Raw genomic sequence first — 21,738 nt, 5'->3', positions numbered from 1 at the left:
TAGTAAGTTACCAAGTAATATTACAATATAAAGATAATATCTGTCAACACTTTTATATTAAATTTACTTTGAAAAGCTACTTTATTTTTTACACTGAAAATTTTACGTGTTTCTTTTGCAAAATATCAGTTTTGCGGTAAAATTTAAATGTAAAGTTTAATGAAGAGAATGGTTTGAGTAGGCGAAGAAGAAAATGAACATGGTGCCAGCAAGATATAGCACAATAGTTGAACGAAAAAAGGTGAGTAGCTTGAAGATAGGTTTTTTTGATTCAGGATTGGGTGGAATTACAGTATTGTCCGAGGCACTAAGACGTTTGCCAAACGAAAATTTTGTATACATGGCGGATACCCTTCATGTGCCTTACGGGACGAAAACTCCCCAAGAGGTGCTTGGTTATGTCAAGGCTTCAGTACAAACGATTCTAAAAGAAGATGTTAAGGCATTGGTAATTGCCTGCAATACGGCTACAAGTATCGCGGTTGCGGAGCTAAGGAAAGAATATCCTATTCCGATTATTGGTATGGAGCCAGCAGTGAAGCCAGCGGTCGAGATGAACCGATCCAATGGTAAAAGAGTTCTGGTGTTAGCCACACCATTGACCTTGAAACAATCCTGTTATGCAGCGCTGGTATCCAGAGTTGACGATCATGGGAGCGTGGACTCACTACCTCTGCCGGAGTTAGTACAGTATTGCGAACAGTTGAATTTTGACCGGGCAGAAATGTCCGAATATTTTAACCGGGAGCTGTCTTCGTTCAATCTCGACATATACGGTACGGTGGTATTGGGGTGTACTCATTATCCTTTTTATAAGGAGATTCTAAGGGAACTACTGCCTTCTCATATTCAGTTAATTGACGGGAGCCAGGGAACAGTTAGACGGTTGAAACAGGTGTTGTCTGAGCGTAATTTGCTGGAGCCTTCGCCAAAATCCGGTTCATCGCAGGAGGGACACATTACATTTCTATGTTCTAGTCAGGATGAGACCTATGTGCATAAGATGGAGCGGGCGCTTGAAATCTATGCGGAGCATGAAAAGATTTATTTTTAAAAGAAGAGCGGCTGGCGAACGTGTTGGATCTTAATGAAATATCCAAATCGCCAGCCGCATTGTTGATCAGACGCATGGGGGGAGGGCGTAAGATGGATGTTCAACTGATCCTGAATGAGCTTCACGAAACGGGCGTGCTTGAAAGCCATATGCGAAATCTCAAACCGCTGACCGGCGGAACTTCGAGCAAAGTGGTTGTTGTCATGGACGGAACTAAGCCGCGATACGTGATTAAGCAAAATGATCCCGCTGTCGTAGAAGCCGAGGCAGAATTCTTACATACCTATGTACAGGTTGAGAAACTATCGCGTTTGATTTATGTAGATCCGTTGCACCGTTATTTGGTGTACACGTTTAGGTCAGGGCTCACACAGTATCATGGACGAAACAAAAGCGATTTGTTACTTCGTCTGGCGACGGAGGTGATCTCGCACTATAAGCCTTTTGGTGAGGAACGTCGTTATGGTTATCCGGACCACCCGTTTGTGGAATGGAGAGATTTTCTGCTGCACAGAACGAAGGAATCTGAAAAGATCATACAAGACGTTTTACCCCCAGAGGATCATCGGTTCGTCCATACCCTTGTGGCCGGATCGCCGCAACGGAATATTAAATATTTGCTTCATGGTGACTGTGGAGTACATAATTTTGTGTTTGCCGAAAATGGTACGTTGACAGGCATTATTGATCCTGACCCAGTCGTGGGAGAGCCTCTGTATGATTTGATATACGCCTTTTGTTCTTCACCCGATAGGCTGATCGTCGATACTATTTTGCCTGCCTTAGAGAAGCTTGGGCCGGAGATGACAGGGGAATACGAGCTGAACAGGGAGGTACTACAAGGATTATACTTTCGTATTGCTACCTGCATTCGGCATCATCCGGGAGATCTAGATCAATATACAGAAGCGTGGACCTATTGGCTAGACAGGATTTGCTGAAAGGAATAGGGAACATGAGCATACAAGGGTGGAATCATATTTGCTTTTCGGTGTCTGATTTGGAGAAGTCTATACATTTCTATCAGAATATACTAGATGGAAAACTGCTCGTTAAAGGACGTAAGTTGGCTTACCTGGACTGCTTGGGAATGTGGCTGGCCCTCAATGTGGAGGAGGATATCCCAAGAAATGAAATTCATCAATCCTATACGCATATTGCATTTTCGGTAGCGGAAGCGGATTTTGAGAGCATGCTTAACAAGCTGAGAACTTTTAATGTCACCATTTTGCCCGGAAGAGAGCGGAATGAACAGGACAAAAGGTCGGTCTATTTTACAGATCCAGACGGACATAAGTTTGAATTCCACACAGGACAATTGCAGGACCGCTTGAACTATTATAGAAACGATAAAAAGCATATGACTTTTTATGATTGAGTAAGTGTTATCGATATTGACGTGTAGGTATTAAGTAATAATTGGGTCGCATTTAGGAGGAATACGGAAGGATGTCACTGTCTCAGGAAAACGGTTCCAAGCAAGCACAAGCCGTTAAAACGATGACGGTTTTTGCCATCACTTGGCCGATCTTTATAGAGATGTTGTTTCACATTTTGATGGGTAGCGTGGATACGTTCATGCTAAGCCATGTTTCTGATGAGGTTGTATCGGCTGTAGGTGTATCAAGACAGTTGATTGAATTTACGATTATACTTTTCAATCTGCTTGGTCTTGGTGTAGGTGTGATCATTGCTCAGCTATTGGGGGCGCAAAAGCATGTGGATGCAAGCCGTGTTACGGCTTCGGCACTAACCTTTAATCTGGTGTTTGGTCTGGCGCTGAGTTTGATGTTTATTGTGAGCCGGGATTTTTTACTATCCTTTTATCATATTACCCCGACGATTAAGGAAAATGCAGAAATCTATATGATGCTGGCAGGGGGTTCGCTGTTTCTGGAAGCGCTCATGCTAACCGCAGGTCCGGTTATTCGCTCGCATGGTTTTACTAAAGATACGATGATCGTGGGCATTGGTATGAATATATTGCATATCGTGGGGAATGCGTTGCTCATTTATGGCTGGTTTGGTCTGCCGCAGATGGGAGTGGCGGGAGCAGCGATTTCAACAGTTATTAGCCGTGCTGTAGCATGTGTCTGGATTTTTCTACTGTTGTACAAGCGTGTAAGTGCGCCGATTCGCATCCGGTATTATGTACAGCTTCAATGGAGTAAGCTGGTAGCCATCCTGAAGATTGGTATTCCTGCCGGGCTGGAATGGTTGTCTTATCAGCTTAGCCAAATGATGGTGACCCGGTTTGTCAGCTTTATGGGTACAACGGCGATCGCAACCCATTTTTATACGAATACAATTGTGTACTTTTTTATGGTATTTGGAATGGCTGTAGGTGAGGGGACAGAAATTATTGTTGCCCGCCTGATTGGAGCAGGAGACAAGGAAAAGGCCTATCATCAACTTTTACGGAGCCTGAAATGGTCTTTGGTCATTACGATTGCTGTGATCGTGGTAGTATCCTTTTTCCGATATGAAGTGATGGCGATCTTTTCAGATGAGCCGGCGATCATTCAATTAGGGGCAGCAATTTTGCTCTTCTGTATATTGCTGGAGCCGGGCCGAGTGTTTAATCATGTTGTCATTAACTCCTTGCGAGCGGCGGGAGATGTTCAGTTCCCGTTGATGATGGCCATTATTTCAATGTGGGGGATTAAAATCCCGCTAGCATATGTGCTGGGCATTCATATGGGATATGGTGTGCTGGGAGTGTGGATTGCACATGCCTGCGATGAGTGGGTACGAGGCATTTTCCACTATTTACGCTGGAAGGGGCGGAAATGGCAGCACAAATCGCTGTTATCTAAGGCTGAACTTCAGGCGGAATCAGCCTAAGGCTGAAAGAGATTCTACAACAGACATTCTTCAAGCGAATTGGAGGATGTCTGTTTTTTTTACAAAAATAAGCAAAATGGGGATGTTCAAACTTTTCAAAAATTGCTAGAATATAGTAACCTCGAATGTAGTAGAGGTTTTCAAAGTTTCAAAGACGGATGGTTTCCGATTGAATCCATGAAGGAGGGAATAAGATGGAACGTAAAGTGCATATCATTCCTTACCAAGTGATCAAGCAGGAGCAACAAGTGAATGAAATACCGCGAGGTGTAGAGCTGATTCAGGCTCCTGCGGTATGGAACCAGACTCGAGGCCGAGGCGTGAAGGTGGCGGTGCTGGACACGGGCTGTGATTCGGACCATCCTGATTTGAAGGCGCGCATTATTGGCGGCCGGAATTTCACGGATGATGATCAAGGTGATCCGGAAATTTTCAAGGATTACAACGGTCATGGTACGCATGTGGCAGGAACCATTGCGGCAGCAGAAAATGCGGATGGTGTCGTGGGTGTTGCTCCAGAGGCAGACCTACTCATCATCAAAGTGCTAAACAAGCAGGGCTCCGGTCAATATGACTGGATTATTCAAGGCATCTATTATGCGATTGAGCAAAAGGCAGATATCATATCGATGTCACTTGGCGGTCCTGAGGATGTGCCAGAGCTTCATGAAGCAGTAAAAAAGGCTGTAGCTAGCCAAATCTTAGTCATCTGTGCAGCTGGAAATGAGGGAGATGGTGACGACAGAACGGACGAGCTTGGCTACCCCGGCTGTTATAATGAAGTGATTAGCGTAGGTGCTATCAATTTTGACAGGCACACCTCAGAATTTAGTAATTCTAATAATGAGGTGGATTTGGTTGCACCGGGAGAAGATATTTTGTCCACCGTTCCGGGCGGCAAATATGCGACCTTTAGCGGAACTTCGATGGCTACTCCACACGTAGCAGGTGCATTGGCGTTGATTAAGCAGCTGGCGAATGCGAGCTTTGAGCGTGATCTCACCGAACCGGAATTATACGCACAACTCATCAAACGCACGATTCCACTGGGCAATTCTCCTAAGCTGGAGGGCAACGGTCTACTGTACTTGACGGCAGTGGAGGAGCTTTCTCGTATTTTCGACGCGCAGCGTGTAGCGGGAATACTAACTGTAGGATCATTGAAGGTTAAATAAACCGTAACTTCAATTCGGAAATATAGCGGCTCTCCTAAAGGGAGGGTCGTTTTTTTGGATTTCAAATCTTAGGAAAAACTCCATTTACATTGCATTCAAATGTCGGGTAACATATATCTCAAAGATAGGCATGAGTCAGAAGTGGAGGAGAATATGAACGATATCATGGCGCAAGCTGACGAGCTTAGACGAACAGGGCAAGCAGAGAAAGCACGTAAGCTTCTTTTAAAGGCATTAGAACAGCAGCAAAATGATGCAGAATTGTGGTATCAGACAGCTTGGACGCATGATTCATTGGGCTTAGAGAGGGAAGCGGTTGCCTATTATGAAAAAAGCCTAGGTATGGCGTTATCCGCAGAATCAAGAAAAGGAGCCATCCTGGGACTAAGCAGTACATATCGTGTATTGGGAGATTACGCCAAGGCGAAAGCGTGGTTGGAAACAGGAATGAACGAATTTCCGGATTACAGACCGTTTCGGGTATTTTACGCGATGGTGTTGTATAATCTGGGGGAATACGGGAAAGCCATGCAGAAGCTGCTAATGGAGGTGGCTGAGACGACCTCGGATTTATCTACACAGGAGTACTCACGTGCCATTCAATATTATGCAGATAAACTGGATCAGATCGAGGCATAGGTGAACCGGAGTGAGAGCATAAGCAGTAACGTGTATATACGCTCGTACATAAAAAGATCACAGTCAGAGAGCAGTAATTCTCTTCCCTGACTGTGATCTTTTACTGTTTATTGTTTAGCTATAGGGTCCGTAACTTGATGAGTTAAATAACTGTGATTACTGCGCACCTTCAGTAACGGCAATTTCTTTCTCCAGGTTTTCTCTGGACAGGTTGGCCTTCAAGTAATCCGGCGTATCGGGCAGGACCAGGTGCAGATTGGATTTTTGACAAATGCGGATGGTACACTTTTCGACGATAAAATCAAAGACATGCCCGCCTCCGGTGCGTTCATCGTTAATAAAATGCAGATGAAATCCAGCTACCCCAATACCTTGAGCATAGGCAGGTGTCCAAAAACCTGTAATCACGCCGGAAGCCTCATTAAAAGTGAAGGTAGGCTGTGACTTGGTCGCTTCGATAAACGGTCTGTATGGTTTAACTTGGTGAGGCACGGTCCGTGTCTTTACTTCACGAAAAGTACCATCCATACGGAAGGCATAAAACAGATTACGGCTTGGAAACAACGTTAACAGCAGAGCCTCCAGCTCTTCACGATGCATGGGACGGTCAATAGTATATGTGAAATCTTCATGAAAAAAGGTGACGGTGGAAAATGGAGTAGTTTCTTCTGGTTTTACGCGATGGGCCGTACCGTCTGGAAGCAAGTGATAAAATTCACCATCGAACGCGATCATCTCGCCATTGAGTTGATCAAAGGTACCGAGTCCGAAATCCCCGTGCTTTTGCAGTTCCTCGAACGCAACGACTCCGTCGTAAAGACCATCTAATAAAGCAAGCATGGTGGACGTTTGGTAAATATCATGATCAGTTTCTTGCTTGGTTTCCAATTGTGTAACGGTCATGGCAATACACTTCCTTTTGTAATTGTATGCATTTATTTTCTTTCTTTTTCAATAATAAACGTAAAATTTCAGTAAATAACATGAATAACTCAAAAAAATCATAAAAAAAACGTTATACTCCATAATTGTCATAAAGCCGTCACGAGTGAGGCATGGTTAAGGTTAGTTTAATTGGTTAGGCAGCAGTTTACGTCCCAATTGGATGTTATCCTGATAATTAATCGGAATATCGACAACCACAGGACCATCGGTATGAAGTGCCTGCTGCAATACACTTTCTAGTTCTTCAGGAGAGTGCACGCGTAATCCAGTGGCCCCGAAGCTTTCAGCATATTTCACTACATCAACATCTCCAAATTTTACACCAGACGTTCTTCCGTATTTAATCTGTTGTTGAAAAGCGACCATGTCATAGGAACCATCTCTCCATACGATATGCACCAATGGTGAGTTAAGACGTACGGCGGTTTCGAGCTCCATAGATGAAAAAAGAAATCCTCCGTCTCCGGAAATAGAAACGACTTTTTGACCGGGGTTGACGAGTGTAGCAGCAATCCCCCAAGGAAGTGCTACGCCTAACGTCTGCATCCCGTTGCTGAATAGAAGGCGACGCGGCTCATACGAACGGAAATATCGTGCCATCCAAATGTAGTGTGAGCCGACATCACAAGTGACTGTGACGTTATCGTCAATCAGGCTACGCAGTGTGCGAATGAATTGTAATGGATGAATCAGATAGTCATGCTTGCGTACAGGTACAGCCTCTTGCTCGCTTAGATCATGGTGAAGACGTTTTAATTGGTTGCAGGAGGCTCTAGATAGCTTTAAGGTAGGCAATTCTTCTGCAAGGCTACTCACAATCAGGGCTATATTCCCGATAAGCTCGTAATCAGGTTGATAATCATGATCAATATCTGCTTGATGATCATCCAGATGAATGAGGGTTCGGTTTGCAGGAATGTTCCAGTTTTTTGGATCATATTCAATAGGATCATAGCCAATCGTCAGTACCAGATCTGCCGCTCCAAGAAGCATGTCACCCGGCTGATTATGGAACAGACCGACTCTCCCAAAATAGTGGCTTTCCAGCTCCCGGGAAATGGCTCCAGCGGCCTGAAAAGTTTCAACTACAGGCAAATCCGTGTTTCTGATCAGTGCACGGATGGCAGCTGTGGCTTCGGGCGTGCTGGCTTTCATGCCGAGGAGAAGTACGGGCAACTTGGCTTTTTTGAGTTGCTCTGCGACTTGTTTGATGAGCCCGGCGGGTGCGATTCCAAGCTGGGGAAGGGAGATCTTCTCAATAGCTGTTACTTCAGATGACGAAGTCAACACGTCCTGCGGCAGGCTGACGAATGTGGCTCCAGGCTGGGCTGAGGTCGCAATTCGAAATGCATTAGCAATTGCTTCCGGTACATTATCAGGATGTTCTACTTCTACACTGTATTTGGTGATGGGTTCGAATAGTCCGGCGTTATCCATAGATTGGTGCGTGCGTTTCAAGCGTTCGGATCTTGGGACTGCACCCGCAATGGCGACGACAGGATCACTTTCTGCATTAGCGGTGACAAGTCCTGTCGCCAAGTTAGATGCGCCTGGACCTGAGGTAACAATGCATACGCCCGGTTTACCGGTTAATCGACCGACTGCCGCTGCCATAAAGGCGGCATTTTGTTCATGACGACATACGATCAATTCGGGCCCCCGATCTTGAAGAACATCAAAAACAGAATCGATCTTGGCACCTGGAATGCCAAAAATATGGGTAACCCCTTGCTTGATCAAGCAATCGACAACAAGGTCGGCTCCTTTTGTATCGGATATAGTTTTAGTTTGAACAGCTTGCACTTTTGTACTCAATGCTACCACCTCTTCTTCTTCTCTGTGAAATAACTAATGAAATACTTTTAATGTAAATCAATGGATGTATATTGCAATTATAATACAATAACTGGTATTTTCAAGAAAGAAATTTTCAGAAAAAAAGAGAAAAATATATAAAACGTTTTCAAAGTTTGATCTATCACGGAAAATTAAAATTGTGGAATTTTCTTGTGGTGTCGGTCATCGAGAAGGTATAGAACAGATATGTCCCAAATGGAGGTAGATCATTTTTATCCGCTCACATGATAAAAATCACTTTCCTCTACAAAGGATAGCGGTTACAATGTAATTGTTGTTAACGTAAACATTAAATTTAAGGTGAAGAAAACCAGTATGACATGATGTACAGGTATCATATTATAGTTGTATTGTCCTGTACAAATCATATGGATTTCCCACTGCTATGGGGAATGTAATTGTTAAAAGGCAAGTAGTATCTCGAACATTTTTGTTAACGTTAACAATTTATTAGGAAACACGATTATAGAAGGGATGAGAGAGTAATGACTAAAGCGTTTTTAGACGAAAACTTTTTGTTGAGCAATCCAACGGCTGAAATCTTGTACCATCAGTACGCCAAGGATATGCCGATTATCGACTATCATTGTCATTTAAGTCCACAAGAAATTTATGAAAATAAAGCGTTCAAAAATATTACGGAAGCCTGGTTGTACGGAGATCATTACAAGTGGAGACTTATGCGGGCTAATGGGGTTGAGGAACGCCTGATTACGGGGGATGGTGAAGATTATGACAAGTTTTTGGCTTGGGCCAAAACCGTACCTACACTAATAGGCAACCCGCTGTACCATTGGACGCATTTGGAGCTTCAACGCTTTTTTGGTGTCTATGAGCTGCTGAATGAACAGAACGCACCAGTGATCTGGGAAAAGGTAAACCAAAAGCTGCAGGGAAAGGGATTTGGCGCACGTGATCTGATTGTGAACTCGAAGGTAACTGTGGTGTGCACCACGGATGATCCGACAGACCATCTCGAATACCACAAACAAATCAGCAAGCTGACCGATTTCCCAGTGGCAGTGCTGCCAAGCTTCCGCCCCGATAAAGCTTTGGAAATTAATCGTGAAACTTTCCAGCCTTGGGTGGCTCGGTTGGGTGAAGTCAGCGGACTGGATGTTTCTGGCCTGGAAGGATTTTTGAATGCGCTGGCGAGCCGGGTGCGCCATTTCCATGCTGCTGGAGGCCGGGTATCTGATCATGCGCTGGATACTGTAGTCTATGAAGAAACGACACTGGAGGAAGCGGCAGCCATATTCAGCAAGGCGCTGGAGGAAGGCCATGTGACTCCTTTAGAGGAGGCGAAATATAAATCATACGTTCTGGTTTTCCTTGGCAAACAGTATGCAGAACATGGCTGGGCTATGCAATACCACATTCATGCGCTGCGTAACAACAACACGGCTATGTTCCGTCATTTAGGACCGGATACAGGCTACGATGCCGTAAATGATGGCTCTATCGCTCGTCCATTGGCGGCATTGCTGGACGCACAGGAGCTGGCAGGTGGATTACCGAGAACCATTTTGTATTCGCTTAATTCGGTTGATTATCCAGTACTGGCAAGTCTCGCGGGCTGCTTCCAATCCGGTGGAACTGTAGGGAAAATCCAGTTTGGCACGGCATGGTGGTATAACGACCATATCGAAGGCATGCAGGAGCAGATGAAGTTGCTGGCTAACTATGGGGTGCTGTCCCGCTTTATTGGTATGCTGACGGATTCCCGCAGCTTCCTTTCCTACACACGCCATGAATATTTCCGCCGTATACTCTGTGACTTAATTGGGACGTGGGTTCAGGAGGGTAAGGCGCCTGAGGATCTGGAACTGCTCGGAGCAATGGTACAAAACATTTGCTACAATAACGCTGAGCAATATTTTAATTTCCCAACGGTTGTTCATAGTAAGTGAAGCTACCGCCTAAGGTGAGAACTCACTAACTTTATAAAAAATAGCTCTTGCCAGGAGCTTGTTTCAAACTCCCGGTAAGAGCAATTGAAAACAAAATAGTTATCAACTGAGGATTTTGCAAAAATCCCATAAGCGACTTCCAATGAACAAGATATAGATCGAAATGGTTTAGTTCGTCTGTATCTTGCACTTCGGAGCGACTGGAATCGAATTTTGCAAAATCCTGAACTAGATATGTGAAAATAATTACAAACATAGAGGAGTGTGTAGGTATGGGAGTGCCTATCGTGCAGGAGAGCGTCCAAACTGACAACAAGACAGGCGAGCATATTAGCCTGAAAGAAAAGATTTCGTATGGTATGGGTGACTTTGGAAACGGATTCATGTTTGATTTGGGGCAGTTGTATTTGCTGAAATTTTTTACAGATGTAGCAGGGGTTTCTGCAGGAGCCGCCGCAGGCATTTTCTTGGTCAGCAAGCTGTTTGCCGCCATCTGTGATCCCATTGTCGGGTCCTTTGTTGATTATCGCAAACATATCGGTGCACGTGGAAAATTTAGGCCTTTTCTTATCGTTGGAAGCGTTATCCTTGCAATTCTTACGGTTCTAACCTTTATTTCGCCGAATATTTCCCCCACAGGAAAACTCATTTACGCCTATGCGTCCTATATGATCTGGGGGATCGGCTACTCTATTGTAAACATTCCATACGGCTCGCTGGGTGCCGCCATTACGCAGGATACTCATCAGCGTGCTTCATTGTCATCTTTCCGTCAGGCAGGATCTCTGGGCGCATTATTCGTCACCAGTGTCGTTGTCATGCCGCTTATTTTACTGTTTCCTAACCATCATGTTGGCTATCCGGTTGTGATGGGGATTATGTCACTCATTGGTGTGATCGCTTTCATCATATGTTACCGAGGAACGAAAGAACGTATTATTAGCCAGTCCGGGCCAAAAGAGAAGCTATCTATAGGCGTTATCGTGCATACCTTTACGAATAACAAGCCTTTGCTGGTACTCGTTTTGATGACGATTTTCACCATATCCGCGTACAATATTAAGTCCGCACTGCTGATCTATTTTGCCGAATATAACTTGGGGCATGTAGAATTAATGGCTTATATGAATTTTATTATTATCGGTTCGTCGCTACTGGGTGTGTTGTTCCTGCCCAAGCTGGTACGGCGCTTCGGTAAACGAAAAACAGCTATACTGGGGATGCTGGTTAGTGTCATTGCCGACTCTATTAACTTTTTCATGCCTTCAAATGTATATATTTTCACAATCCTGGCCAGTATTTCGTTCATTGGTATTAGTATTCCTAACGGGGTTACCTGGGCATTCGTGTCCGATATCATTGATTATGGCGAATGGTCATCCGGGGAGCGTAAGGAAGGGATTACTTACTCGTTATTTAACTTTTCACGTAAGTTGGCTCAATCCTTGTCTGGCTTTCTATCGGGTATTGGACTAGCGCTCATCGGGTATGTTCCGAATGTGGTTCAGTCCTCTGGAACGCTGCTTGGGATCAAGGCATTACTTTGTCTCTATCCGGCTGTTGCCCTGGCTTTGGCCATGCTGGTCATCGGTAAAATGTACAAGCTGACTGACAGTAGACATGCAGAAATGGTTCAAGAGTTACAGCGTCGACATGCGGACAACCGCGTATAATTTGTGAAAGTCTTCTTTTCCGGGCGGCTCCTGTGGTATGGTGGGTATATAATTTTTTTAGAGCCTCACTAAGGAAAGGATACGTATATGGCAGCTACCATTAAAGACATTGCCAAATTGGCTAATGTTTCCCATACAACCGTCTCCCGGGCGCTCAATAATAGCCCGCTGATTAAAGAAGATACGAAACGCAAAATTATGGAGTTGGCAGAGCAACTCAATTACATTCCAAATTTTAATGCCAAAAGCCTGGTTCTCCAGCGCTCGCATACGATTGGCCTGTTTTTCACCAGTATTTCAGAAGGCACCAGCTCCAGTTTTTTTGCGGATACCATCCGCGGTGTTAATCATGTCATCGGGGTGGATTACAATTTGTTTGTGCGAGGAATTGACGATTACGCCGATTTTTCGGCCATTCACCGCAAGCGTTTTGATGGTATCATTCTGATGAGCCAGAGCGAGGCGGACAACCCTTTTATTTATCATGTGCTCGGTCAAGGTATTCCGCTTGTTGTACTGAATCGGCAGGTGTCCGGTGCGGGGATTGTAAATGTGATCTCTAATGATAAGGAAGGGTCCTATGAAGCGGTCTCCTTTCTCGTTGAAAGCGGGCATGAACGCATTGCGATCATCGAAGGGGTAGAAGGCTTCAAGTCTACCCAGCAACGCCGTGAGGGTTTTATGAATGCGTTGATTGATAGTGGTAAGCCGATTCGACATGAATATATCGTGCAAGGTCATTATGATACTGAAAGCGGAAGCCAGGCAATGAAGCAACTGCTTTCCTTGCAGGAGCCGCCGACAGCGGTATTTTGCTCTAACGATGATATGGCTATTGGGGCCATGAATGCGGTATTCGAAAACGGCTTGAAGGTACCAGAGGATATCTCTGTCATTGGTTTTGACGATATCGGGTTCTCAATGTATACGACTCCACCGTTAACAACGGTCAAAAGACCGATTGAGCAGATAAGTGAGCGCGGAGCCGCCTGCATTCTGGAACGAATTCAGTCACCGTCCAATGAGGGTGAGCTTATATTTATGGAGACTGCGCTTATGAAACGGAAATCAACGGCAAGCAGACCACGCTGAGTTTCGTTTTATTAACAGCAGGCCAAAGGGGCAGAAACCATGCTAAATGTATGGTTTCTGCCCCTTTTAGGTTGAAATGCGCTCTGCTTCGTCTGGATTTAACGAAAGAGATTGGTTTTAGCCAGTTCTACAATCTCGTCACCGCGTCCGTTCAACATCGCTTTCATCATCCACAGTGTAAATCCTTCTGCTTGTTTAAGATTAATTTTGGGTGGCATAGATAGTTCCTGACGGTTCACCACCACGTCTACCACAACAGGGCCATCATGAGCCAATGCTTGCTGAATGGCATCCTCCAGCATTGCTGGATCTTCAACCCGGATGCCCTTGAGCCCCATGGCTTGCGCTACAGCACCAAAATCAGGATTCACCAGTTCAGTGCCGTTTTCCAGGAATCCGGCCGCTTTCATTTCCAGCTCGACAAAACCGAGAGCGCCATTATTGAAAACAATGACTTTAATAGGCAGCTGATGCTGCTTCAGAGTGAGCAGGTCGCCCATCAGCATCGTGAGCCCGCCATCGCCTGAGAGGGCAATCACTTGTCGGTCAGGCTCAGTAGCCTGCGCTCCGATTGCCTGCGGCAGCGCATTTGCCATCGTGCCATGGTTGAACGAGCCGAGAAGCCGACGCTGACCGTTCATCTGCAAATAACGCGCAGCCCATACAGTGGGAGTACCGACATCACAGGTGAAAATAGCATTTTCCTGCGCGGCGTCACTGATGACCTTGGCGAGATATTGGGGATGGATCGGCGTATGACCTGGTTTACCGACGGCAAGGTCATCCAACTCCTGGCGTACCTTGGTATAGTGGGAGACGGTTTTCTCTAGATGCTTGGAATCATGCTCTGACGTTAAATGCGGTAGCAGCATTTCCAATGTGGCTTTTACATCCCCGCATAAACCATACGTCAACGGAGTACGTCTGCCGAGATGGGCTGGCTCTATGTCTACCTGTAGGACAATCGCATCTTCAGGGTAAAATTGTCTGTAAGGGAAGTCTGTTCCGAGCATAAGCAGGACGTCACAATCCATCATCGCATGGTACCCGGAAGAATACCCGATCAGTCCCGTCAATCCAGCATAGTAAGGGTTGTCATACTCCAGATATTCCTTGCCTCGCAGAGCAGATACCATAGGGGATTTTAACTTGTCGCATAGCTGCATGAGCAATTCATGAGATTGTGCACAGCCGGCGCCGCATAGTAACGTAATTCGTTTGCCTTTATTCAAATATTCGGCCAGTCTGGAAATTTCGGAAGCTGACGGATGCACTACAGGTGCAGTGGGATGGTAGACATGTTCAGGGACAGGTACCTTTTCCGCCTCCAAAGCTGCTACATCACCGGGAAGAACAATGACGGAGACACCTGAACGTGAAATTGCCTGTTGAATGGCCATGGTCACCGTTCTGGGAATTTGACGCGGTGTCGTAATAACCTCACAGAAGTGACTGCATTCTCCGAAAAGATGCTCAGGATGCGTAGCTTGAAAATATTCACTTCCGATTTCGTCGCTTGGAATATGAGCGGCAATAGCCAGTACAGGCACCCGATTGCGGTGGCAATCATATAAACCATTAATCAGATGCAAATTTCCGGGACCACTACTTCCAGCACATACAGCAATGCTACCACTAAGGTCAGCATCCGCTCCGGCTGCAAAGGCAGCCACTTCTTCGTGCCTTACATGAATCCATTCGATTTGACCATTGCTGCGAATGGAATCAACCATATTATTTAGAGAGTCTCCAACAATGCCATAAACCCTCTTGACCCCTGCATTGACCAAAACTTGTACAATAGTATCTGCGATTGTCTTCATAGATGTTCCTCCTGCCTAGTAAGTAGTGTTATCCTGCCCGTGCTTTCTTGCGTCTATTCTCCTGAAATGTATATAAGAACAAGGTCTCGGGATAGGGTGATAGTTAGCCTTAACCGTCTTGGATCAGGTGCGAAACAACAGAAAAAGGACGATATACTTGCAAATTTTTATATAAACGTATATGTTAACGTGTTCATATTATTGTCATTATTATTTTTTTAAACTAAAAATATTGATAAAACTATTTTGTTAACGTGTGCATTGTGATAAAATAACGATGAAATCATTATGGTAATTGTGGGAGGTTACTCCGGATGAAACAAGTAGATGAATTAGACCAATTAAACAGAAAAAGCTTTATCGTAACAGACCCGCATCCTGTGAGGGTGCTGCAATTCGGGGAAGGGAACTTCCTGCGTGCTTTTGTAGACTGGCAATTTGACAAAATGAATAAGCTGGCAGAATGGAATACGGGAGTTGTGATTGTACAACCGCAGCCAGGAGGCCTCGTGGAGAAGCTTAACGAGCAGGATGGCCTGTATACGGTTATTCTTGAAGGGATTAAGGATGGGAAGGCCATGAAGGAGCATACCGTTGTGGAGTGCGTCACTCGTGGGATTAATCCATACGGCTCTGATTTTTCCGAGTATGAAGCATTATCCCAAAAGCCGGAGCTGCGTTTTGTCGTGTCGAACACGACGGAAGCGGGGATCGCTTATGCACCAGAGGATCAATTGGAAGATCGTCCGCAAAAGAGCTTTCCAGGCAAGCTAGCCGCCTTTCTGTACAAGCGCTTTCAATTCTTCGGGGGCGATCAGAGCAAGGGACTGGTGATCATTCCGTGCGAGCTCATCGACCGTAATGGAGACGCTCTCAAGGAAATCGTACTGAAATATGCGGACCAATGGAAGCTTGGGGCCGAGTTTATTGCATGGTTGGAGGAATCGAATACGTTCTGCAACAGTTTGGTCGATCGGATTGTACCTGGTTATCCCAAAGACCGGATTCATGAGATTCAAGCAGAATTGGGTTACAAGGACGATTTGGTTGTTGTGGGCGAACAGTATCATTTATGGGTTATTGAAGGGCCACAGTGGCTTAAAGAAGAATTACCTGCTCATTTGGCCGGATTGAATGTACTGATTGTCGACGATATGGCGCCATACCGTACACGGAAAGTACGCATTTTGAATGGAGCACATACGGCGCTTACCCCTGTAGCTTATTTATATGGCCTGGACACGGTGGGGCAGGCGGTCGAGCATGATATTATGGGAAACTTTATCCAGTCGCTGATTCGAGAAGAAATTATTCCGACACTGGACTCGCCAGAAGCGGAATTGAATGTATATGCCGACGATGTTATTGAACGATTCCGTAATCCCTATGTAAGTCATTATGTTATGAGTATCGCACTAAATTCGGTGTCCAAGTTCAAGACACGGAACTTGCCATCCTTGCTCCAGTATGTGACACAGCGTAAGGCGTTGCCTGCCAAAATTGTATTTTCGCTGGCGTCCTTGCTCGTATTTTACCGGGGTGACAGAAATGGCGAGTCGATTGCGTTGGCAGACGAAGCTGAAGTGTTGAGTACGTTTGGTGAACTGTGGAGTAAATATGACGGTACTCTCGCCGGGGCGAAGCAATTGACTGCGCTGGTACTTGGCCGGCAGACATGGTGGGGGCAAGACCTGAACCAGATCGAAGGACTGGCTGAACAAACGGCACAGCACGTGTATGAAATTACAAGCAGAGGAATGAAGGAGACGCTCGATTCTCTAACCGGGAACAGCGTGCCCAGAGCATAAGCAAGGAGGAGACCGGAATGCTGGAGTTCATTCAAATTCATGATCAAGATAACGTGGCTGTCGCCTTGCGTGATTACAAGCAGGGAGAGACACTGGCGTGGGGAGCACAAGAAGAACAACGGGTGGAGCTAGCCGAGGATGTAGCACGTGGGCATAAAATCGCCTTGCAGGATATAGCTGAAGGTGGGCATGTTCTGAAATACGGATATCCCATCGGTCATGCCATTCAGCCCATTCAGGCAGGACAGCATGTGCATACGCATAATACGAAGACGAACCTGACAGGCGTTGAGGAGTACACTTATAAGCCTAAGCCAGCTCCTCATTTATATGAACAGGAGAGTCGTACGTTTCAAGGTTTTCGGCGAAAGGACGGCCGTGTGGGGATTCGCAATGAGTTGTGGATTGTGCCGACGGTCGGCTGTGTGAACGGGATCGCTGAACTTATTTTAAACCGTTTCAAGCAGGAAGCGGGAGATATTTCACCTTTTGAAAATGCACTGGTGCTCAAGCATAACTATGGTTGTTCTCAGTTGGGTGACGATCATGCACATACGCGCACGATTTTGATCGATGCTGTGAAACATGCGAACGCAGGTGGTGTACTTGTACTGGGTTTGGGCTGTGAGAACAATGAGATGAAAGAATTTAAGGAAGCCATCGGAGAATATGATTCGGAGCGGGTAAAGTTTTTGCTTTCCCAGGATGTGTCGGATGAAGTAGAGGAAGGGGTAAGGCTGCTTCATGAAATTTTTGCGGCCGTGCAAGAAGATCGGCGGGAACCTGTACCTTTGTCAGAGCTGAACATCGGATTGAAATGCGGTGGATCTGATGGCTTATCGGGTATTACTGCCAACCCACTACTCGGACGATTGTCGGATTATATGGCCGCGCAAGGTGGAACAACGGTATTAACAGAAGTACCTGAAATGTTCGGCGCGGAGACGATTTTAATGGAGCGCGCTGCCGATGAGCAAGTATTTAATAAGATCGTACATCTGATTAACGATTTCAAACAATATTTTCTGGATTACAAGCAGCCAGTATACGAAAATCCGTCACCGGGCAATAAAGCAGGGGGCATCACGACGCTGGAGGATAAATCACTGGGCTGTACGCAAAAATCCGGGTCTTCCACGGTCACTGATGTCATTCAGTACGGGGAGCGTCTCAAGACCAAGGGACTCAACCTACTCAGCGCGCCGGGGAACGATCTAGTGGCATCTTCAGCTCTCGCCGCAGCAGGCTGCCAGCTTGTCATTTTCACAACCGGACGCGGTACGCCGTTTGGCTCCTTTGTTCCGACGATGAAGGTCTCAACCAACTCGCCGTTGTATAAGGCTAAACCTCATTGGATCGACTATAACGCCGGTTCATTGGTGGAGGATGTCAGTATGGAAGATGCGCTCCGCAACTTTGTCGATTACATCGTCGATGTAGCCAGCGGAACCTGGGTGAACAATGAGAAAAACAATTTCAGAGAGCTCGCTATTTTTAAAAACGGTGTTACGTTGTAAAAGGCTGAAGAGTAAGGGAGGCGGAATTATTCCGCTTCCCTTTTTGAGTTTGTATGCTTCTAAATAAGCATGTTAGAAAAATTGGAATATATTATCATAATGTACTTGTCACATGCTTGAATTTATGGTATAACTTAATTACGTAATAAATACGTAATTAAGTTATTTTTAGATAGGATTTAGATCTTACTTTTATTTGGTGAATATAGAAAGTCGGACAAGGAGGCGGGAACGGTGGATGATCTTGTTCACTCCGACATCACAGATCTAGACACACTTGTTAACATGATTAAGCTGTCTTTTTCATTTGCGGATGGTGCCAATATGATTGCTTTATGCGACCAGCTGTATAGCCATGTCAACCAAAAGTATCAGGAATTGCAGCTCTACAAAGCGCGCAAGAAACCTATACAACCCATACATACGAAACGGCCGCTAGTCTACTACTACGGCTACAGTCATCTTATGAAAGGCATGGCCTTCCAAAAACAGGGCAAGTATGAGGCCGCTCGCGATTGCATCGAAAAATATGCAGAATTGGGCTGGTTTAATGGTCTCGATCAATATGGGGAGGCAGAGGTAGAATATTACCGCTATGCTGCCAGAGCTAATTTGTATGCCCTTGATATTTTGTCAGGTCATGCCGAAGTGTTGCAGGAATACATCGAATTTCTTCGTAACAATCCGGAAGAACTGTTACCGGGGCTTCTTTCCATCGTTGAGGGAGCGTCGAGATACGACTATCCTTTAGAGGCTGTGCTAGAATCATTTGCCGAACAAATTGAAGGTTTTACATATTTTGAAGAGCCTGTGAATGTATCTTATTATTTTCGCTTCTGCTATCAACTGGCTCTTTATTATATCAAGCAACAACAGTTTACGGTTGCGTTGGGCTATATCCTGCAATCTCTCATGCTGTCCGATACCCTGGGTATGGAACATGAGCATGAGTTTAGGAAATGTACTGCTATATTTGAAATTTTCAGATCCCAAGCTACAGCAACACAGCAAGACCAATATATAACTATTTTAAAAGGAGTGTTAAAGGATGAAAAAATTGATTTCACGCCCTCTGTCGCTCAGTCTGTTTAGTTTGCTAGTGTTTGTTACAAGTCATGACCTCATCACGGTGTTTTATCATGGAGCCAATCATTAAGAAGGCAGAAGTAAAGTAGAAGTACACCCAATAGCAAGTAAGCTCATTAAGATCAGGGCTTACTTGCTATTTGGCGTATTATGAAGACCGATCATAACGTATATATAACGTGGCACATGTCCCAAAAATATTTAAGCTGTTGTAGGTTTATGCAGCAAACCTTGTTCTGATGGATGCAATGAAATCCTTGTCTGTTGGTAAACGGCGAATGGTTCTTCCGTACTGTATGGTCTGCTTTTTAACGCTGCATCCAGTGCCCGTAGCAAGGAACCTATGAATTGCTCTGGAGAAAAGAAAATGCTTTTCCCGACCATATGAATGTGAAGCTCGTTATGGTCACGGTTGCTTACAGACAGCAATATACCTTGACCCTGGAAACCCGTACCGATTGCGCGTATTTTGTTTATACCCGAGAGTAGCATTTCCGTTTTCACCGCACGCCCCTGTTCCTCTACAAATACAGAAATCAGGCGTTTGTCTGTAACGATAACAATTTGGTTACCCCGAAACGTATGGCTCAGGTGTAGAAAATCTTTATATACCCCAATAGTCTGCTCATGCGGAGAAACAATCCCCATCCGTACAAACTCCTCCAGCTCAGTGACATCGGGTTCCTGATGATTTTTAATTCGTTTTTTGATACTGAACTGAATAGTCAGGATGCCCAAGATAGCTATGAGAAAAGCGCTAAGTCGGACATTAAATATAAAGAACATCAGGACAATAAGGCCGCCTACTAACCACTGTCCCCAAGTTAGATAGCGCAGCTTTTGTTGTACCGTACGGCGATAATAACCGTAGCCCTTTCCCGGTTGATACTCTTTGGTAAACTTTGTCATACCACGCATCATGCTTAATCCATAGACGGATAAAATTGTCATCGCGAGCGCCAAGAGCGTCATAAGCCATTCCTGAACTGCAACGCCAACTAAAGTACACAGACCAAACATGATGAGCCCCGCCCAGCAGGCAACCTTTTTAATTCGAACCTGTTTCTGAATCGAACGAACCAATTCTTCCATTCTTAATCCTCCTGATCTAGGTATATAGGTAATGATTGGAATCACATATAGTCTTATCGTACCATCTGATAGTCTTTTTCGTAAATTAATAGATGTAAAAATCCAAAGGATGGAAGAAGATTTTCGCGTATAGTCAGATCCCCACCTGAACTTTAGATACCAAAATCGAAAAATCCAGTACTACTCATTCGAAGCAGAAGCCTCTAAAATAATAAATGTAAGTGCTTACATTACAAAGAAGGGAGGTCTTCGTATGAGAACAGGATGGAAGAATCCGCAGCCACAGCCACCGGTTCGATCGGGTAGAGGGGCATCACTAGCGCGCAAATGGGTTCAACAAAGACATTTGCAGACTATGGCGCTGCTTGGGGTGGTTTGGATGATTATTTTCCATTACATTCCGATGTACGGCATTTTGATTGCTTTCAAACATTTTGACATCATTGGTACCCTATCAAGCGCACCTTGGGCGGGGTTAGAGCATTTTTGGGCCTTTTTGGAGGATGATAACTTTTGGTACATTGTCAAAAATACACTGGGCATTAGCCTACTCAAGCTGGCCATCGGGTTCCCGTTGCCTATTGTATTTGCTCTATTCCTGAATGAAATACGATCTACTCGGTTCAAAAAATCTATTCAGACCATTTCATACCTTCCTCACTTTTTATCTTGGGTCATTCTTGGCGGGATCTTAACGACGTGGCTGGCAGATACCGGGATGATTAATCAACTGTTGCTAGCCTGGGGTTGGATTGACCAGCCGATCAGTTATTTGGCAGAGCCGAGCTATTTTTGGGCTATCGTCGTTAGCTCGGATATCTGGAAGGAGCTTGGATGGTCAGCTATTATCTATTTGGCAGCAATGGCGGGGGTATCTACAGACATGTACGAAGCGGCCACCATTGACGGGGCCGGACGGTTTCAGAAAATGTGGTACGTCACCCTTCCCGCTATCAAGGGGACAATATCTATTTTGTTTATTTTGGCGGTTAGCGGCATATTGAACTCCAACTTCGATCAAATTCTCGTCCTGCGTAACTCGCTGAATGAAAGTACAAGTAATGTAGTTGATATTTATGTGTATCAGGTGGGCATTCAGCAGGGCCGTTTCTCGTATTCTACCGCGGTGGGTTTGCTGAAATCGGTTCTTGCTCTCATTTTGCTGCTAATTGCCAATTCGGTGACCAAGCGGGTGAATAATACATCTCTATTTTGAAGGAGGA

At 45.2% G+C, this 21,738-nt stretch carries 17 protein-coding genes; 13 read left to right on the top strand and 4 right to left on the bottom strand.

Going from position 1 to position 21,738, the window contains the following annotated elements; translation table 11 throughout:
- The first annotated feature begins 199 nt into the window (after window positions 1-199).
- The 6 genes from murI (at window position 200) to BM358_RS00660 (ending at window position 5,712) form a co-directional block, all read left to right on the top strand.
- Window positions 200-1,054 carry a glutamate racemase gene (gene murI, locus BM358_RS00685; RefSeq protein ID WP_049828478.1) on the top strand — a complete coding sequence of 285 codons (855 nt, stop codon included), beginning with the start codon at window positions 200-202 and terminating at the stop codon, window positions 1,052-1,054.
- Between the two features lie 92 nt (window positions 1,055-1,146).
- Window positions 1,147-1,995 (top strand): aminoglycoside phosphotransferase family protein, encoded by an 849-nt coding sequence (locus tag BM358_RS00680; protein ID WP_028542405.1) that lies wholly within the window; start codon window positions 1,147-1,149, stop codon window positions 1,993-1,995.
- A gap of 14 nt (window positions 1,996-2,009) precedes the next feature.
- A complete protein-coding gene (fosB, locus tag BM358_RS00675; protein ID WP_028542404.1) occupies window positions 2,010-2,432 on the top strand; it encodes a metallothiol transferase FosB in 423 nt (140 codons plus the stop codon).
- 71 nt (window positions 2,433-2,503) lie between these two features.
- A complete protein-coding gene (locus tag BM358_RS00670) occupies window positions 2,504-3,898 on the top strand; it encodes an MATE family efflux transporter (protein ID WP_028542403.1) in 1,395 nt (464 codons plus the stop codon).
- A gap of 194 nt (window positions 3,899-4,092) precedes the next feature.
- Entirely contained in the window at window positions 4,093-5,073 is a 981-nt protein-coding gene (locus tag BM358_RS00665) for a S8 family peptidase (protein ID WP_028542402.1), read from the top strand.
- A 153-nt stretch (window positions 5,074-5,226) separates the two neighbouring features.
- Window positions 5,227-5,712 (top strand): tetratricopeptide repeat protein, encoded by a 486-nt coding sequence (locus tag BM358_RS00660; protein ID WP_028542401.1) that lies wholly within the window; start codon window positions 5,227-5,229, stop codon window positions 5,710-5,712.
- Window positions 5,713-5,868: 156 nt separating this feature from the next.
- Here BM358_RS00660 and budA read toward each other — a convergent pair whose 3' ends face one another.
- The gene (gene budA / locus BM358_RS00655) at window positions 5,869-6,615 is read right to left on the bottom strand and encodes an acetolactate decarboxylase (RefSeq protein ID WP_028542400.1); all 747 of its coding nucleotides are present in this window, start codon (window positions 6,613-6,615) and stop codon (window positions 5,869-5,871) included.
- Window positions 6,616-6,777: 162 nt separating this feature from the next.
- Window positions 6,778-8,481 (bottom strand): acetolactate synthase AlsS, encoded by a 1,704-nt coding sequence (alsS, locus tag BM358_RS00650; protein ID WP_177235811.1) that lies wholly within the window; start codon window positions 8,479-8,481, stop codon window positions 6,778-6,780.
- Between the two features lie 518 nt (window positions 8,482-8,999).
- On the opposite strand from alsS, the gene uxaC reads away from it, so the two are divergent.
- From uxaC to BM358_RS00635, 3 genes are all read left to right on the top strand, one after another.
- Complete coding sequence (gene uxaC, locus BM358_RS00645) at window positions 9,000-10,424, top strand: glucuronate isomerase (RefSeq protein WP_028542398.1); 1,425 nt, start codon at window positions 9,000-9,002, stop codon at window positions 10,422-10,424.
- 272 nt (window positions 10,425-10,696) lie between these two features.
- Window positions 10,697-12,097, top strand: a complete 1,401-nt coding sequence (locus BM358_RS00640) for an MFS transporter (protein ID WP_023988322.1) — start codon at window positions 10,697-10,699, stop codon at window positions 12,095-12,097.
- Between the two features lie 87 nt (window positions 12,098-12,184).
- Window positions 12,185-13,189: a LacI family DNA-binding transcriptional regulator gene (locus tag BM358_RS00635; RefSeq protein WP_028542397.1), complete on the top strand. Its 1,005-nt coding sequence runs from the start codon at window positions 12,185-12,187 to the stop codon at window positions 13,187-13,189.
- A gap of 98 nt (window positions 13,190-13,287) precedes the next feature.
- Here BM358_RS00635 and poxB read toward each other — a convergent pair whose 3' ends face one another.
- Window positions 13,288-15,012, bottom strand: coding sequence for a ubiquinone-dependent pyruvate dehydrogenase (gene poxB, locus BM358_RS00630; RefSeq protein ID WP_028542396.1), 1,725 nt, complete (start codon window positions 15,010-15,012; stop codon window positions 13,288-13,290).
- Between the two features lie 314 nt (window positions 15,013-15,326).
- Here poxB and BM358_RS00625 point away from each other — a divergent pair, with 314 nt between their 5' ends.
- From BM358_RS00625 to BM358_RS00615, 3 genes are all read left to right on the top strand, one after another.
- Window positions 15,327-16,820, top strand: coding sequence for a tagaturonate reductase (locus BM358_RS00625; protein ID WP_023988325.1), 1,494 nt, complete (start codon window positions 15,327-15,329; stop codon window positions 16,818-16,820).
- Window positions 16,821-16,837: 17 nt separating this feature from the next.
- Window positions 16,838-18,337 carry a UxaA family hydrolase gene (locus BM358_RS00620; RefSeq protein ID WP_013310046.1) on the top strand — a complete coding sequence of 500 codons (1,500 nt, stop codon included), beginning with the start codon at window positions 16,838-16,840 and terminating at the stop codon, window positions 18,335-18,337.
- Between the two features lie 234 nt (window positions 18,338-18,571).
- Window positions 18,572-19,429 carry a hypothetical protein gene (locus BM358_RS00615; RefSeq protein WP_028542395.1) on the top strand — a complete coding sequence of 286 codons (858 nt, stop codon included), beginning with the start codon at window positions 18,572-18,574 and terminating at the stop codon, window positions 19,427-19,429.
- 195 nt (window positions 19,430-19,624) lie between these two features.
- Here BM358_RS00615 and BM358_RS00610 read toward each other — a convergent pair whose 3' ends face one another.
- Window positions 19,625-20,515 (bottom strand): hypothetical protein, encoded by an 891-nt coding sequence (locus tag BM358_RS00610; RefSeq protein ID WP_028542394.1) that lies wholly within the window; start codon window positions 20,513-20,515, stop codon window positions 19,625-19,627.
- Between the two features lie 253 nt (window positions 20,516-20,768).
- Between BM358_RS00610 and BM358_RS00605 the strand changes: the two genes are divergently transcribed.
- A complete protein-coding gene (locus BM358_RS00605; protein WP_028542393.1) occupies window positions 20,769-21,731 on the top strand; it encodes an ABC transporter permease in 963 nt (320 codons plus the stop codon).
- Window positions 21,732-21,738 lie beyond the last annotated feature (7 nt).

Source organism: Paenibacillus sp. cl130, assembly GCF_900116035.1.
Classification (GTDB): domain Bacteria; phylum Bacillota; class Bacilli; order Paenibacillales; family Paenibacillaceae; genus Paenibacillus; species Paenibacillus polymyxa_B.
Note: the sequence above shows the minus strand (reverse complement) of the source record. Positions and strands in the feature narration are given on the sequence as shown.